We start from the raw sequence: 14,123 nt of genomic DNA, 5'->3' as shown, positions 1-14,123 counted from the left end.
TCACCAGGTCAGCTCGGCAGCGTCCCGGCGAACCTCGTTGGCCTGGATGCGGGAGATGCGGCCGTCGGCGAAGAACAGCACCCGGTCGGCGACCTCCTGGATGCTGGCATTGTGGGTGATGATGACCGTGGTGGTCCCGAGCTGCCGGTTGACGCCGAGCAGCGCCTCGATGACGCGGATGCCGGTCTTCGAATCCAGCGCCCCGGTCGGCTCGTCGCAGAGCAGCACCGCCGGGCGCTTGGCGATCGCACGGGCGATCGCCACGCGCTGCTGCTCGCCGCCGGAGAGCTGGGCGGGAAAGTGATGCATGCGCGTCTCGAGCCCGACGAGGGCGAGCGCGTCGCCCGCGCGCATCGGGTTCCTCGCGACCTCGGTGACCAGCGCGACGTTTTCGTAAGCCGTGAGGCTGGGCACCAGATTGTAGAACTGGAAGACGAAGCCGACATGGTCGCGGCGATATTTCGTCAGCTCGCGATCCCCGAGATCGGTCAGATCCAGATCACGAAAGAAGAGCCGGCCCCCGCTCGGCCGGTCGAGTCCGCCCATGATGTTGAGCAGCGTCGTCTTGCCGCTGCCGGAGGGGCCGAGCAGCACGACCACCTCCTTCTCGGCGATCTCGAGATTCACGTCGTTGAGAGCATGCACCATCACTTCGCCGGAGACGTAGGTCTTGGTCAGGCCCTTGGCGGTGAAGACGGGCACGCTCATCGACGTCCTTTCAAGCCGGTGCCCTGCGCCGGCATCTCCTCGCGCGCAGGTCAGCCGTGACGATAGCCGCCGGAAGAGCCCTGACCGGATTGCCGGTTGAGATGGGGAATGAACGCCGGCACCTGCGCGGCGTAGCGGGCATAGGCCTCGCCGAACTCCGTTCTTGCCTCACGCTCCTCGTCTTTGGCGAGCTTCACGTACATCACGGTCAGCACGGGAAACATCGCCAGCGTCAGGATCGTCGGCCACTGCAACAGGAAGCCGAACATCACCAGGATGAAGCCGACATATTGCGGATGCCGGACGTAGCTGTAGGGGCCGGTGGTGGCGAGGCTCCGGGTCTGCTGCGCCTCGTACAGCACCCGCCAGGCGGCCGAGATCAGGATGAAGCCGGCGCCGATGAAGATGAAGCTGAGAACGTGGAACGGCCCGGCGTGCGGATTGGCCTTCCAGCCGAACATCATCTCGAGCAGATGACCGGCATCGTGCGAGAACCAGTCGATGTTCGGATAACGCGACTGCAGCCAGCCCGACAGGATGTAGATGGTGAGCGGGAAGCCGTACATCTCCACGAACAGCGCCACCAGGAACGCGCTGAAGGCGCCGAAGGAGCGCCAGTCGCGCGAGGTCTGCGGCTTGAAGAAGCTGTAGGCAAACAGGATGAACACCGCCGAGTTGACGATGACGAGGCTCCAGAGGCCGTAGGCAGGCGCGGTGTCGTGCATCACGCGCTCCTCGAATCGTCCGGCCGGCCGCCGCCATGATGATGACCATGTCCGCCGTGCATGAAGATGTGCATCAGCGGACAGGCGAGAAGCGGAAGCCAGACCAGCAATCCGAGCACGTGAGCCCTGTGCTCGGTGAACAGCAGCACGCCGGCGATGGCCAGAAACCCGATCAGGACCAGGCCGGCCTTGGCCTTCATTGACATACCCTCGGCCTGCCGCTCTGGATAAGCGGAATGATCCTGCACCGGCATGGGCGCTCCTCTCGATCGCCGCAGCATAGGAGCACCGCCGCCATCGCTTTTGACGCAGATCAACGGCTCGCGAGGCTGAACGCGCCGACACGGCCAGGAGCTGTCCGCAACTTGAGATTCCTCAAAACCGAGTTTGCCTGGATGCCTATCGTGGAGCCTCCGAAACCTGGAGGACTGAACATGATCACCAAGACCCTTCTCGCCGCCATCGGCATCGTTTCCCTGCTCGCCGTTCCCGCAATGGCTCAAAGCACCGACAAGGAAAAGAACGGCCATCACTACAGCGGCGGACCGAAGACCGAAGTCCCGCACCACATGGGCAAGAAGGAGAAGTCCGGCACGTCGGCGAACGCCGAGTCCGGCGGCCATCATTACACCGGCGGCCCCAGCACCTCGACGCCTCACCACATGGGCGAGAAGAAGTAATTCGGGCCTCGGCCGGTCTGCGACGGCAGGAAGCGGGTGCGACGGCGCGGCAAGGACCGACGCCGGCGACCGCGCCGAGCCGATCGCACGCATCGACCGTCATTCCGGGAACGCGCTGGAAAGCGCACTTGGCACGAGCCCGGAATGACGGTCATTCCTCCGTCTTGATCCTTCCGACCAAATAGACCACCATCCGCGCCTCTCACAGCTCACGACAGAATGAGCGAGGAAGGCGCATGGACGCTATTGCCGGACTTGACCTGGTCGAACGTGCCCGCGCCATTGCGCCATTGATTGCGCGTGAGGCCGACGAGATCGAGCGCACCCGTCGGCTGACGCCGGTCGTCGTGAACGCCCTGATCGAGAACGGGCTTTATCGCGCGCTGCTGCCGCAGAGCCTTGGCGGCGCCGAAGCGCCGATTGAAATCGTCATGCAGATGCTGGAGCAGATCGCGAAGGCGGATGCTTCCACGGCGTGGTGCCTCGGCCAGTGCAGCGTCTGCGCGATGATCGCGGCCTGGCTCGACCACGGCACCGCGCAGGAGATCTTCAACACGGCGCCCGGCATCCTCGCCTGGGGCGCGATCGGGCATGAGGCGCGCGCGGTCGAGGGCGGCTATCGCGTCACGGCGCGCTGGGATTTCGCCTCGGGCTCGCGGCAGGCGAGCTGGCTCGGCGCGCATGTGCGCATCGTGGACGCTGACGGTGTGCCGCGCAACAATGCCGACGGATCGCCGGAGCTGCGCACCATCCTGTTTCCCGCCGGGAGCGCGATCTTGCACGACGTGTGGCAGGCGATTGGCCTTGCCGGCACCGGCACCGATTCCTATGAGGTGCACGACCTCTTCATCCCCGAGCGCTTCACGGCGTTCCGCGACGTGCCGGCCGCGCTACGCGAGCCCGGCCCGCTCTACAGGATCGGCACCGGCTCGACCTTCAGCCTGGGCTTTGCCGCGGTCTCGCTCGGCGTCGCACGCGCCACGCTGGATGCTGCCATCGCGCTGGCGCGTGGCAAGCACCCCTCACTCGCGGCCAGCGCCATGCGCGACAGCTCCGCGGTCCAGGGCCTGATCGGCCGCACCGAAGGCGATCTGCGTGCCGCGCGCGCGTATCTCTATGGGACCGCCAACGCAATGTGGCACGATCTCTGCGCAACCGGCGAATTCAGCCCTGCACATCGGAGCGCAGTCCGGCTCGCCGCGACCTGGACCATCCATCAATCCGCGCGCGTGGTCGACACCGCCTATCACATGGCCGGCGCGACCGCGGTGTTTCGCAGCCAGCCGTTCGAGCGGCGGTTTCGCGACATGCATGCGATCGCGCAGCAGATCCAGGCGCGGGACACGCATTACGAGGATGTCGGGAAGGCGATTTTGGCGGGAGGTCGGTAAACGGCAAACCCACCGATGCGGCGCGCCCTCGCCCCGCCCTTCGCGGGGAGAGCTAGAGCTCACGCCACCAGCGCGGCGGCGTCGCCGTCGATGCCGCGCTGCGCGGCGAGCAGGCTGACGATCTCGGCATGGGGGCGGGCCTTGCTGAACAGGAAGCCCTGGCCCTCGTGGCATCCTTCGGCGCGCAGGCAGCTCAGCTCGGCTTCGGTCTCGACGCCTTCGGCGGTGATGGTGACGCCGAGGCCCTTGCCGAGGCTGACGATGGAGCGGATGATCGCCTGCGCCTCGCGGTTGGCTCCGAGATCGCGCACGAACGACTGGTCGATCTTGATCTTGTCGAACGGGAAGCTGCGCAAATAGCTGAGGCTGGAATAGCCGGTGCCGAAATCGTCCATCGAGATGCGCACCCCGAGCGCGCGCAAGGCATGCAGCGTCGCCAGCACCTGTGCGCTTTTTTCCAGGAGCAGCGTCTCGGTGATCTCGAGCTCGAGCCGGCGCGGCGGCAGGCCGGAAGCTTTCAGCGCGTCCGTCACGATCGAGAGCAGATTGCCGCTGCGGAACTGCAGCGGCGACAGGTTGACGGCGACGCGGACGTCGTCCGGCCAGGCCGCGGCATCGAGGCACGCTCGGCGCAGCATCAGCCCGCCGAGCGGATTGATCAGGCCGGTGTCCTCGGCAACCGGAATGAACTCGGCCGGAGAGACCATGCCGCGCTCGGCATGCGGCCAGCGCACCAATGCCTCGAAGCCGGTGATGCGGCCGCTCTGGAGGTCGATCAGCGGCTGGTAATAGGGCCGCAGCACGTCATTCCGGATCGCATCGCGCAGCTCGACCTCGATCTTGCGGCGGCTCTGCGCTTTTGCATCTAACGCGGCCTCGAAGAAGGCGAAGGTGCCGCGTGCATCCAGCTTGGCGCGCGACAGCGCCATGTCGGCGCTCTGGAGCAGCTTTTCGGAATCGTCGCCGTCGCCCGGCGCCATCGCGATGCCGATTGAGGCGCCGATCACCACGGAATGGCCGTCGAGCAGATAGGGATCGGCGATGGCCTCGAGCAGGCGCTTTGCGAGGCCCGCCGCGTCCTCGGGCCGCGTCAGCCCGCTCTGCAGGATCGCGAATTCGTCGGAGTTGAGCCGCGCCAGCGCGTCTTCCTCGCGCAAGGTCGAACGCAGCCGCTTGGCGACGCCGCGCAAGAGCTTGTCGCCGACCGCATGCCCCAGCGTGTCGTTGACCGCCTTGAAATTGTCCAGCCCCAGCATCAGGAGCGCGACCTTCTCGGGGCTGCGCCGCGAGTGCAGCAGCATCTCGTCCATCTGCTGGCGCAGCAGGGTGCGGTTGGGCAGGCCGGTCAGGGCGTCATGCTGGGCCATGAAGGCGAGCCGCGCCTCGGCGCGCTTGCGCTCGGTGATGTCCATCAGCGCAAGCAGCACCGCGGGCCGCTCGGCATAGGTCAATTCTCGCGAATAGATCGCAAGGTCGATCAACGCGCCGTCGGCCTTGACATGCTTCCAGGTGCGGCCAGCCTGTTCCTCGCTCGAACGGTTGGCGGTCCAGGGCGGCTCGCTGTCGAAGGCCTGCAAGGAGCGGATCGTCAGCTTCTCGAACTCGGCGCGGCTGTAGCCATAATGTGCGACCGCCGCATCATTGACGCCGAGGATGCGCTCGTCGTCCAGCGCGCAGACGACCATGGGGACGGGATTGCCGTCGAACAGCAGGCGGAACGAGGCCTCGCGCTGCTTCAATTCGGTGATGTCGACGCGCAGGCCGACGACGCCGCCGTCGTCGGTCAAGCGCTCGTCGATCAGGATGACGCGACCGTCCGACAGCTTCTGCTCGTGGCGCGCGCCGGGCTGATAGAGCTTGCGCAGCCGCTCGGCGATCCACTCCTCTTCGTGCCCGGCGGCCTCGGGATAGTCGCCGCGGGCAACGCCGATGCGCAGCGTGTCTTCGAGGCGCGCGCCTTCCTCGAACAGGTCGGCGGTCTTGCTATAGATCTCGGCGTATTTCCTGTTCCAGAGCACGTAGCGGCCTTCGGCATCGAGAAACACGATGCCCTGCGGCAGGATGTCGATGGCTTGGCGCAGGCGCTCATGGGATTTGCGCGCGTCCGCGATTGCGGCTTCCGCTTCGGCGCGGCTGCGCAAGATTTCGTCGCGCTCGGACAAGGCGCGTGGCGCGCGCGCGAAGCGCGGCTTGCGCGGCGATTGGCCGGCCCGGGCAAGCACGCTTTGCTTTCGCTTTCTTGTATTTCGAGACTTCAAACCCAACTTCACTCGTCCCAGTCGCGCCCGGCAGCGCAAAGTCTTGGGGCAAGTGTCTGAAAAAAAAGTAATCCTCGCCGGCCGGGGCCTGCGCCGGAGGAACATCGCTGCCTGTTTGCGCGGCCCGGCTAGGTCGGCGAGCGGGATCGAACCGGCGACAATGCCGCAATCATAGCGCGATCTGACGCAAAATTGCGCGCGTGCTTGAATCGTTTCCGCAATCGCGTGGAATTGCATGCGAGCGGCAGTGATTCCTGGCACCGCGCACGATTTTTGGTCAATGCACGATACGGTTATTGCAGCGTAAAGAAACCGCGGCCGGGATGCCATCCGGGTGAGTTCGCGAGCCCCGTTGTTAACCCGGATGCAACATTGGGCTATAACGACAGCTGCATGAGTCGCCGCGGCATCACCCTCCTCCTGCTTTGGTTCGCGCTTCCGGCCGCCGGCGGCGCGCTGGCCCAGGACAAGGGCAGCGTCAATCCGAAGCCGCTGCCGCCGCTCGCCAATCCCAACGACCCCGATCTTGCCGCCAAGGAGCTGTTCGCGCGAAAGCTGCTGCCCTCGAAGGGACCGGCCCATGTCATCGGTTCCTACACCAAGGGCTGCATCGGTGGTGCGGAACAGATCCCGGTCAACGGCGATCACTGGCAGGTGATGCGGCTGTCGCGCAATCGCAGCTATGGCCATCCCGACATGATCGCGCTGATCAAGCGGCTCGCGGCCAAGGCGCACAAGGACGCGGGATGGCCCGGCATCCTGGTCGGCGACATCGCCCAGCCACGCGGCGGCCCGGCATTGTCGGGCCATGCCAGCCACCAGATCGGTCTCGATGCCGACATCTGGCTGACGCCGATGCCAGACCGTCGTCTCTCGCGCGAGGAGCGCGAAGACATGTCGGCGGTGATGATGGTGCGCCAGGACCGGCTCGACATCGACCCCAAGGTGTTCACGCCCGGCCATGTGCTGGTGCTGCGCGATGCGGCGCGGGAGCCGGCGGTGCAACGCATCTTCGTCAATGCCGCGATCAAGAAGGCGCTATGCCGCGAGGCCAAGGGCGACCGCACCTGGCTGTCGAAGATCCGTCCCTGGTGGGGCCACGATTATCACTTCCATATCCGCATGCGCTGCCCGCCGGGCGCCAGCGAATGCGAGGGTCAGCCGTCACAGGCCGAAGACGAGGGCTGCAAGCCCGCCGATCTCGCTTATTGGTTCTCCGACGCGGTGCTGCATCCCAAGCCGCCGCCGGAGCCGCCAAAGCCGAAGCCGCCAATGACGCTGGCGCAGATGCCGGCGGCGTGCAAGGCGGTGCTGCACGCGGCGGACGCAAAGCCGTAAGGGTCTGGCTGGACAAGCTGCCGCCTCACCCACCGCTGTCGTCCCGGACAAGCGCGCCCAAAGCGCGCGCCGATCCGGGACGACAGCGGTGATTGGGGCGCGCGGCCCGGGCTGACGAACTCGTTGGCTGGTTCGCGCTACCCAATTGCGCTAGGATCCACCCCGCCGCGGTGCCGTAAGCCTGCGGCATCCCCGGGATGCGCATCCCGTTTATCAACAAGCCTGACCGCAAGCCTCGCGCCGTTCGCGTGGCCAACGATGGAAATTCAGATGCGCGCCCTCACCTTCGTCGCTGCACTCACGATCAGCACGGCCTCCGCTTTCGCAGCCGAGGAGCCCAGCGGCTGCGACAAGTTCAAATGGCCGATCGAGCGCGCGCGCGCCGCGCTCATTGCACCAGACCGCGCCAAGCTCGCCTCGGGCAGCGAGCAGGCCGCACTGCCCTCCTCGGCCATCACGCTGCGGCTGGTCGCTGCGGGCGATGCGAGATTGCCGACGCCGCCGGAGCGCGCGCCGAAGGACGGCAGCTTTGCCGGCTTCACTGGCATCAAGGCGCCGAAGGCCGGGCTCTACACGATCAGCCTGTCCAGCGGGGCCTGGATCGACATGGTCCAGGACGGCCATGTCCTCAAGCCCGTGGCCTTCAGCGGCGCGACCGATTGCGACGGCATCCGCAAGACCGTGAAATATGAGCTGTCGTCGCAGCCCGTCGTGCTCCAGGTCAGCGGCGCCAAGGACGATACGATCTCGATCGCCATCCTGCCGGCCCAATAGGCCCATTGATCAGGCAAACGGTCGCCTTTGACCTGTGGCTCCAGCCTGCTATCTTCGCAGCTGCGATATCCCGGTCGGCCGTAAGCCGTCGGGGCTCCGTGGAACAGCGCTTCCGCCCGTCGCGAATAACTTAACCCAACGCCGGATTTGCGCGTGCATGTGCACGCGCGACCTCGCACGGAGCGCATCCATGATTCGTATTTCCGGACTTTTCACCGCCTTCGTCATTCTCGCGAGCGCCAGCCTTGCGCCCGCGAGCGCCGAGGACAAGACCATCACGGTGTTCGCCGCCGCCTCGATGAAGAACGCACTCGACGAGATCGACGCCGCCTACACGGCCAAGACCGGCGTCAAGTTCAGCGTCAGCTATGCCGCAAGCTCGGTGCTGGCCAAGCAGATCGAGCAGGGCGCGCCGGCCGACGTGTTCGTCTCCGCCGACACCGACTGGATGGACTATGCGATCTCCAGGAAGACCATCAACCAGCCTTCCCGGGTCAATCTGCTCGGCAACAGCATCGTGCTGATCGCACCGAAGGATTCCAAGATCGACAACGTCGCGATCGCGCAGGGTTTCGACCTCGCTAAGCTCGCCGGTGACGGCAGAATCGCGACCGGCGACGTCAAGTCGGTGCCAGTCGGCAAGTATGCCAAGGCGGCGCTGGAGAAGCTGGGAGCCTGGCAGGCTGCAGAGCCGAAATTCGCGATGGCCGAGAGCGTGCGCGCCGCGCTGACGCTGGTTGCCCGCGGCGAGGCCGCGCTCGGCATCGTCTATGCTACCGACGCCAAGGTCGAGCCGGGCGTCAAGATCGTCGGCACCTTCCCGGCAGATTCGCATCCCGCGATCATCTATCCGGTCGCCGCGACCACGGTCGCGAAGCCGGAGACGAACGACTATCTCGCCTTCCTGCGCTCGACTGCCGCCAAGACGATCTTGGAGAAATACGGCTTCAAGTTCTTGGTGAGCCCCACGACTTGATTTTACGACTTGATGCTCGACATCTCACCCGCTGAATGGACGGCAATCCTGCTTTCGCTCAGGGTCGCCGTCGTCGCCACGCTGGTCGCAACGCCGTTCGGCATTGCGCTGGCATGGCTGCTTGCCCGCCATGACTTCTGGGGCAAGTCGGTGCTCGATGCCGTCGTGCATCTGCCGCTGGTGCTGCCGCCTGTCGTTACCGGCTATCTCCTGCTGCTGACCTTCGGCCGCAGAGGTCTCCTCGGCGGATTTCTCGCCGACCATCTCGGCATCGTGTTCTCGTTCCGCTGGACCGGCGCGGCGCTCGCCTGCGGCGTGATGTCGTTTCCGCTGCTGGTGCGCCCGATGCGGCTGTCGATCGAGGCGATCGACCGCCGGCTCGAACAGGCCGCCGAAACGCTCGGCGCCGCGCCCTGGAAGGTGTTCTTCACGGTGACGCTGCCCCTGGCGCTGCCCGGCGTGCTCGCCGGCATGGTGCTGGGCTTTGCCAAGGCGATCGGCGAGTTCGGCGCGACCATCACCTTCGTCTCCAACATCCCCGGCGAGACCCAGACGATTTCGTCGGCGATCTACTCGCTGATCCAGACGCCTGATGGCGACACCGCCGCGAGCCGGCTCGTGATCGTCTCGATCGTGCTTGCGATCGGCGCGCTGATCGCAGCCGAGTGGTTCGCCCGCCGCGCCACGCAGCGCCTGCACGGGAATTGACCATGCTGCGGGTCGATCTCGAAAAGAAGCTCGGCGAGTTCGCGCTGTCCGCCTCCTTCACCGGCGAGGGCCGCGTCATCGGCCTGTTCGGCGCCTCCGGCGCGGGCAAGAGCTCGCTGGTCAACATGATCGCCGGCCTGCTGCGACCCGATCGCGGCACCATCGTAATCGACGGCGAGACCGTCGACGACACCGCGGCCGGCATCCACGTGCCGACCTGGCGCCGCCGCATCGGCTACGTCTTCCAGGACGCGCGCCTGTTTCCGCATCTCAGCGTCGCGCAGAATCTCGATTATGGGCGACGGATGAACGGTCTCGTGCCGGATCAGACGCAGCACAAGCGCATCGTCGATCTGCTCGACATCGGCGCCCTGCTGGACCGTCGTCCCGGGAAACTCTCCGGCGGCGAGCGCCAGCGCGTCGCGCTCGGCCGCGCGCTGCTGTCGAAGCCGCGTCTCCTGCTGCTCGACGAGCCGCTCGGCGCGCTCGACGAGGGTCGTAAGCTCGAGATCCTGCCCTATCTGGTGCGGCTGCGCGACGAGGCCAACGTGCCGATGGTCTATGTCAGCCACGACGCCGCCGAGCTGCGCCAGCTCGCGACCCAAATCGTGATGCTGAAGCAGGGACGGGTCACGAGCTTCGGCGGGGTGAAGATGCTGACGTAGAACCGCAGCCCGGCTGGAGATGCCGCAGCCCGGAAGGAGCGAAGCGCAATCCGGGCCAGGTACAGCTACCAGCCGCGGTCGACATTGCGGACCTCGCCGGTCCGGGCATCCACATCGACTTCCATCCAGCGCCCGGTGCGATCGCGGCCTTCGATCTGCCATTCATCGCCGAGGAACTGGGTGTGAGAGACCGTCATGACGCCGATATCGGCCGCGACATCGAGCGCGACCTGCATCGAGATCTGGTCGCCGGTGTCATAGGCCATCGCCGGCGCAGCCGATCCGAGACCGATCGCGACGATGGCAGGGAAGATGAGGCTTCGCATGGAACTGCTCCTGTCAAAGACGTTGACCGTCACGCGAAGAACGAGGGACGCCGCGGAGCGTTCCGGATACCCAGGTCACAAAGCCGCGCAAATCTTCGGCGGATGCGGCGATTTGGTGGCGGATTTCCCGCTCCGTCATTCCGGGGCGCCCGAAGGGCGAACCCGGAATCCATCTCGCCCCTCGTTCAGAGGATAGATGGATTCCGGGTTCGCGCTGTCGCGCGCCCCGGAATGACGAGAAGAGGCTAGACCCCCGCGACCGACGTCCACAAATCCGCAAGCTTCTTCCGCAGTGCCTGGGTGCGCGTCAGCGGTGGCGGCGTTTCGTCTTCTTCCGGCAGGCGCAGGCCGACGACGTTGACCCTGCCGCCGGAGATGCTGCGGGCGACCAGCACGATCTCGTCCAGCGGCAGCTCGGCGCCTTCCTTCGGCGCGCGGTCGAGATGGACGTCGAAATAATCGGCGAGCGTGAGCTTGCCCGCATCATCGCTCACCGTGACGCCGTAGATTTCGGCAAGCTCGGCAAGAGTGTGCTCGCCGGAGACCATGAAGTCGCCGAGCAGATGCGGATCCGGCGCCGAGCTCGGCTGCATGTCGACGAAGAAGCGGTCGAGCGCCTCGGCCTTTTCCGGCGGCGCGAGCAGGTAGATGTAGTCGCCGGGCGCGACCGGGTCGGCTTCCGTCGGCGTCAGGATGCTCTCGTTGCGGATCACCAGCGTCGGCTTGGACCAGGACGGGATCAGGCCGCGGCGGAAATACAGGCTCTTGGGCCGCACCGGATAACCGACCAGCTGCTGCTCGAGCTGGCCGGGCAGATCCAGTTCGACGCGACGCGGCCCGCGCTCGGCGCGCGGCAGCGCCACGTGCAGCCTGCGCGCGGCCGGCGCCAGGGTCCAGCCCTGCAGCAGCAGCGAGATGATGACGACGACGAAGGCGACGTCGAAATAGAGATAGGCCTTGGACAGGCCGACCAGCATCGGGATCGACGCCAGGAAGATCGCGACCGCACCACGCAGGCCGGTCCAGGCGATGAAGATCTTCTCGCGCCAGTTGAAGCGGAACGGCGCAAGGCACGCGAACACCGCGATCGGCCGCGCGACCAGCATCAGCACGAGCGCGACGGCGATCGCCGGCAGCACGCTGGAGCCGAGCCGGCTCGGGGAGACCAGCAGGCCGAGCAGCACGAACATCACGATCTGCGCCAGCCAGGTCGCGGCGTCGAGGAAAGCCACCACCGAATTATGCGCGCGCGTCGGCCGGTTGCCGATGATGATGCCGGCGAGATAGACCGCAAGGAAGCCGGAGGCGTGCATGATCTGCGAGCCGCCGAAGATGACGAGCGCTGCCGTGGTCACGAATGGCGCGTGCAGACCCTGCGGCAGAGCAACCTGGTTGAGGGCGATGACGACGAGACGCCCGCCGATGACGCCGACGATGGCGCCCAGCACCGCCTCCTGCACGAACTCCATCAGCACGTGGCCGGGCGAGCTCGACCCCAGTGAGATGTATTCGACCAGCATCAGCGTGAGGAAGATCGCGAAGGGATCGTTGGTGCCGGATTCCGCCTCCAGCGTCGCGCCGACGCGCGGGCGCAGGCGCAGGCCCTGGGTGTGCACCAGCAGGAACACCGCGGCTGCATCGGTCGAGGCCACCACGGCGCCGACCAGCAGCGACTCCGTCCAGTTGAGATCGAGCGCGTATTTGGCGAAGGGCGCCGTGATCAGCGCGGTCAGCAGCACGCCGGCGGTCGCCAGCACCACGGACGGTGCCAGCACGGTGCGGATGCTGGCAAAGCGCGTCCGGAGGCCACCGTCGAACAGGATCAGGGCGAGCGCCACCGAGCCGACCAGATAGGTGGTGCGCACGTCGTCGAACTGGAGCCGCCCGGGGCCGGAATCGCCCGCGAGCATGCCGATTGCGAGGAAGACCAGCAGCAACGGCGCGCCGAAGCGGAGCGCGAGCAGGCTCGACAGGATGCCGGCCATGACGAGGACCGCGCCGAGCAATATGGCGAGGCTGACGGAGTCGAGGGAAGCCATCCACCTTCCGGGTCAAAACAGCTGGAATGGCATCCTTATCGTCGGCAGACTCGCGCGCCAACCCATTTTCTCCGGCTCGCGGCAATCTGCCCGTATTATACGGCCTTAACCTCCATCACATGCCGGTGTATCGATGGCCCGGCCGCGCCCCTTGTGGGATTCTGCGGCGCCCTCGAATCAAATCCTCCCACCTGCTTCCCGACGAGACCGATGGACATGGACCTCAAAGACTTCATGGAGTTCGTGCAGACCACCGCGCGCAGCGTCGGGGCGGAAGTCTCCTCACCGTGGTTCTATCTGCAGTTCGGTCTCATTCTGGCTGCGGCCGGCATCGCCTATGCCGCGGAGACCGCCATTCGCAGCCGCGTGGACATGACCTCCCTGGCGATACGCTGGCCGCTGCCGCTCCGCCACTTCGCCCGGGTGATGATCTCCAGCGCCTCGACGGCGGTGTTCACCCTGCTCGTCATCGTCTCCCGCTTCGTGATGTACCACGCGACCTGGCCGAGCCGCTCCTATCTCTTGATGGTCGCGGCGAAGATGGGACTGGCCTGGCTGGTGATCCGGCTGGTGACCTCGGTTCTGCGCAACGCCTTCATCGTCAAGCTGGTGTCGATCACGGCGTGGTTCGTCGCCGCGCTATCCATCCTCGGCCAGCTCGACGGGGCCGTCGATCTGCTCGATTCCTTTGCGATCGTGCTCGGCGGCCTCAGGCTGACCCCACTGCTGGTCCTCAAAGCCGGCGCGCTGCTCCTGATCGCGCTCTGGGCCACCAACATCGCGAGCAATTTCGCCGAGAGCCGGATCAATTCGACCACCGACCTGACACCGTCGGTGCAGGTGCTGCTGGTCAAGATCATCCGGATCGGACTTCTGACCGTCGCCATCGTCATCGCGCTCGGCGCGGTCGGCATCGACCTTTCGGCACTCGCGGTGTTCTCCGGCGCGGTCGGCGTCGGCATCGGTATCGGCCTGCAGAAGATCGTCGCCAACTTCATCTCGGGGATCATCCTGCTCGCCGACAAATCGGTGAAGCCCGGCGACCTCGTCACCATCGGCGACAATACCGGTCGCATCAGTGCGATGAAGACGCGTTATATTTCCGTCGCCGCCGGCGACGGCCGCGAGTTCCTGGTGCCGAACGAGGATCTGGTGACGCAGAAGGTCGTCAACTGGACCTATACCGACAAGAACACGCTGGTGAAGATCGCCTTCGGCACCAATTACGATGCCGATCCGAAATTGGTCTGCAAGCTTGCGGCCGAGACCGCAGAAGCCCATCCGCGCGCGCAGAAGGGCAAGCCACCGACCTGCCTGCTGGCCGAGTTCGCCGAAGCCGGGATGAAGTTCTCGCTGACCTTCTGGATCGCCGACCCCGACGGCATGGACAAGGTCAAAAGCGACGTGATGCTCTCGCTATGGGACGCCTTCAAGCGGGAGGGCATCCGGGTTCCCTACCCGGTCCGGGAAATCCGCATCCGCGGCGGCGCGCTGCCGGTGGAAACCACCGTAGAAGTCCCGAATTAGGCCCGCTT

The 14,123-nt window shown here is 66.1% G+C and carries 14 protein-coding genes; 8 read left to right on the top strand and 6 right to left on the bottom strand.

Annotated elements, in window-relative coordinates; all coding sequences use genetic code 11:
- Genes P6U31_RS04105 through P6U31_RS04095 form a run of 3 tightly spaced genes read right to left on the bottom strand, consistent with a single transcriptional unit; the run spans position 1 to position 1,687 of the window.
- A complete protein-coding gene (locus P6U31_RS04105; RefSeq protein WP_407186989.1) occupies positions 1 to 708 on the bottom strand; it encodes an ABC transporter ATP-binding protein in 708 nt (235 codons plus the stop codon).
- A gap of 50 nt (positions 709 to 758) precedes the next feature.
- Positions 759 to 1,433 (bottom strand): methyltransferase family protein, encoded by a 675-nt coding sequence (locus P6U31_RS04100; RefSeq protein ID WP_407186988.1) that lies wholly within the window; start codon positions 1,431 to 1,433, stop codon positions 759 to 761.
- Positions 1,433 to 1,687, bottom strand: coding sequence for a DUF2933 domain-containing protein (locus P6U31_RS04095; protein ID WP_407186987.1), 255 nt, complete (start codon positions 1,685 to 1,687; stop codon positions 1,433 to 1,435). Before P6U31_RS04095 ends, P6U31_RS04100 begins: the two co-directional genes overlap by 1 nt.
- Before the next feature lie 180 nt (positions 1,688 to 1,867).
- Here P6U31_RS04095 and P6U31_RS04090 point away from each other — a divergent pair, with 180 nt between their 5' ends.
- Both P6U31_RS04090 and P6U31_RS04085 read left to right on the top strand, forming a co-directional pair.
- The gene (locus P6U31_RS04090; protein WP_407186986.1) at positions 1,868 to 2,113 is read left to right on the top strand and encodes a hypothetical protein; all 246 of its coding nucleotides are present in this window, start codon (positions 1,868 to 1,870) and stop codon (positions 2,111 to 2,113) included.
- A 236-nt stretch (positions 2,114 to 2,349) separates the two neighbouring features.
- Positions 2,350 to 3,504: an acyl-CoA dehydrogenase family protein gene (locus P6U31_RS04085; protein WP_407186985.1), complete on the top strand. Its 1,155-nt coding sequence runs from the start codon at positions 2,350 to 2,352 to the stop codon at positions 3,502 to 3,504.
- 59 nt (positions 3,505 to 3,563) lie between these two features.
- Here P6U31_RS04085 and P6U31_RS04080 read toward each other — a convergent pair whose 3' ends face one another.
- Positions 3,564 to 5,726, bottom strand: coding sequence for a putative bifunctional diguanylate cyclase/phosphodiesterase (locus P6U31_RS04080; RefSeq protein WP_407186984.1), 2,163 nt, complete (start codon positions 5,724 to 5,726; stop codon positions 3,564 to 3,566).
- Positions 5,727 to 6,155: 429 nt separating this feature from the next.
- Between P6U31_RS04080 and mepA the strand changes: the two genes are divergently transcribed.
- The 5 genes from mepA (at position 6,156) to modC (ending at position 10,223) form a co-directional block, all read left to right on the top strand.
- The gene (gene mepA / locus P6U31_RS04075) at positions 6,156 to 7,100 is read left to right on the top strand and encodes a penicillin-insensitive murein endopeptidase (RefSeq protein WP_407186983.1); all 945 of its coding nucleotides are present in this window, start codon (positions 6,156 to 6,158) and stop codon (positions 7,098 to 7,100) included.
- Positions 7,101 to 7,370: 270 nt separating this feature from the next.
- The gene (locus tag P6U31_RS04070) at positions 7,371 to 7,874 is read left to right on the top strand and encodes a hypothetical protein (protein ID WP_407186982.1); all 504 of its coding nucleotides are present in this window, start codon (positions 7,371 to 7,373) and stop codon (positions 7,872 to 7,874) included.
- 190 nt (positions 7,875 to 8,064) lie between these two features.
- Positions 8,065 to 8,850: a molybdate ABC transporter substrate-binding protein gene (gene modA / locus P6U31_RS04065; RefSeq protein WP_407186981.1), complete on the top strand. Its 786-nt coding sequence runs from the start codon at positions 8,065 to 8,067 to the stop codon at positions 8,848 to 8,850.
- A gap of 12 nt (positions 8,851 to 8,862) precedes the next feature.
- On the top strand, positions 8,863 to 9,558 hold the full coding sequence (modB, locus tag P6U31_RS04060) for a molybdate ABC transporter permease subunit (RefSeq protein ID WP_407186980.1): 696 nt from the start codon (positions 8,863 to 8,865) through the stop codon (positions 9,556 to 9,558).
- 2 nt (positions 9,559 to 9,560) lie between these two features.
- Complete coding sequence (modC, locus tag P6U31_RS04055; protein ID WP_407186979.1) at positions 9,561 to 10,223, top strand: molybdenum ABC transporter ATP-binding protein; 663 nt, start codon at positions 9,561 to 9,563, stop codon at positions 10,221 to 10,223.
- A 65-nt stretch (positions 10,224 to 10,288) separates the two neighbouring features.
- On the opposite strand, the gene P6U31_RS04050 is transcribed toward modC, so the two are convergent.
- Together P6U31_RS04050 and P6U31_RS04045 are read right to left on the bottom strand one after the other, a co-directional pair.
- On the bottom strand, positions 10,289 to 10,549 hold the full coding sequence (locus P6U31_RS04050) for a hypothetical protein (RefSeq protein WP_407186978.1): 261 nt from the start codon (positions 10,547 to 10,549) through the stop codon (positions 10,289 to 10,291).
- Between the two features lie 245 nt (positions 10,550 to 10,794).
- Entirely contained in the window at positions 10,795 to 12,588 is a 1,794-nt protein-coding gene (locus P6U31_RS04045; RefSeq protein WP_407186977.1) for a potassium/proton antiporter, read from the bottom strand.
- Positions 12,589 to 12,798: 210 nt separating this feature from the next.
- Here P6U31_RS04045 and P6U31_RS04040 point away from each other — a divergent pair, with 210 nt between their 5' ends.
- The gene (locus P6U31_RS04040) at positions 12,799 to 14,115 is read left to right on the top strand and encodes a mechanosensitive ion channel family protein (protein ID WP_407186976.1); all 1,317 of its coding nucleotides are present in this window, start codon (positions 12,799 to 12,801) and stop codon (positions 14,113 to 14,115) included.
- Positions 14,116 to 14,123 lie beyond the last annotated feature (8 nt).

Source organism: Bradyrhizobium centrosematis, assembly GCF_045571495.1.
Lineage (GTDB): Bacteria > Pseudomonadota > Alphaproteobacteria > Rhizobiales > Xanthobacteraceae > Bradyrhizobium > Bradyrhizobium centrosematis.
This window is presented reverse-complemented; position numbering and strand designations above follow the sequence as displayed.